Origin of the sequence: Mesorhizobium sp. M7A.T.Ca.US.000.02.2.1 (assembly GCF_003996995.1) — a bacterium.
Classification (GTDB): Bacteria; Pseudomonadota; Alphaproteobacteria; order Rhizobiales; family Rhizobiaceae; genus Mesorhizobium.
Genome location: NZ_RZTT01000816.1, coordinates 1 through 915, shown reverse-complemented (window position 1 = coordinate 915; position 915 = coordinate 1). Strand labels below are relative to the sequence as shown.

The 915-nt window shown below is 64.0% G+C and carries 1 protein-coding gene and 1 pseudogene; one reads left to right on the top strand and one right to left on the bottom strand.

The features are described 5' to 3' along the window. A pseudogene (locus EOD15_RS34850) lies at positions 1-139 on the top strand (ATP-dependent DNA ligase); the annotation flags it as partial. A 75-nt stretch (positions 140-214) separates the two neighbouring features. Here the strand turns inward: EOD15_RS34850 and EOD15_RS34845 are convergent. Next, entirely contained in the window at positions 215-649 is a 435-nt protein-coding gene (locus tag EOD15_RS34845) for a VOC family protein (RefSeq protein WP_127409339.1), read from the bottom strand. Between the last annotated feature and the right edge of the window lie 266 nt (positions 650-915).

The window sequence follows — 915 nt, the reverse complement described above, 5'->3', positions numbered from 1 at the left end:
GGTCGTGTGGGTGCAACCCACCTTGATCGCGGAGGCCGAATATCGTGCATGGACCGACGACGGGAAGCTGAGGCACGCCACCTACAAGGGGCTGCGCGAACTGCAGGACAACGCCGAGATTTACCGGATCGAGGACTGATTGGCGTTGAGCGGCACGGCCGCGAAATGACGAAAGCCCCGGAGCCGGGGCTTTCTTGTGCTGAGGGCCGAGCGGTTAGGCCGCGAGGCGCGAGGCGGTGGCCTTGCGCTCGGTCAGGCTCCAGATGTGCCCGAAGGGATCGAACAGGCTGGCGGAACGGCTGCCTGTGTCGTCCTCTTGGACTGCATCACGCACGGCCGCGCCAGCGGCCCGCGCTTGGGCGACAACGGCGTCAATGTCGTCCACGGTAAGGCGCAATACCGCGCTCACAGCGCCGGCGCTTTGCGGATGGAACGGCCCGCCCAGGGACGGGTCAGCCTGACGTCTCGGATTTGCCCCGGCGACGGAAATTGGCATCGAGCCAAGCAGCAGATCCACGGCGATCAGCTCGCCGTCGTTGGTGTGATCGTGAACCTTCTGCGCACCGAAGGCGGTGGCGTAGAAGTCGGCTGCGGTTTGCTCGCGTCCGTGTTCGACGAACAGGGACAAAGTAACGCTGATTTCGCTCATGGCATTCTCCTTCCGTGGGTTTGAATCACCGGTGCAACCTAGCAGGGCGGAGTCCGGATAGACAGTTGCGTTAGTGTGGATAGCTTCGTGGTTATTGGGCATGGATGGCTCCTTTCTGGACCGCCTGTGCGGCGGGAGCTTCCAGCAGCGGAAGGCCTGTAGCGGCGCATGCACCCGAAGGGCTGCAACGGAGTGGAAGAGGGCGAAGCCCTTGCCTGCGGCGCGGCCTGTAGCAGCCTGCTCCCGTTTGCCGCACGGTCCAGTAA

What these genes read in the sequence shown, in the direction of transcription:
- EOD15_RS34845 (WP_127409339.1), bottom strand. Translation starts at nt 649, where the DNA reads ATGAGCGAAATCAGCGTTACTTTGTCCCTGTTCGTCGAACACGGACGC.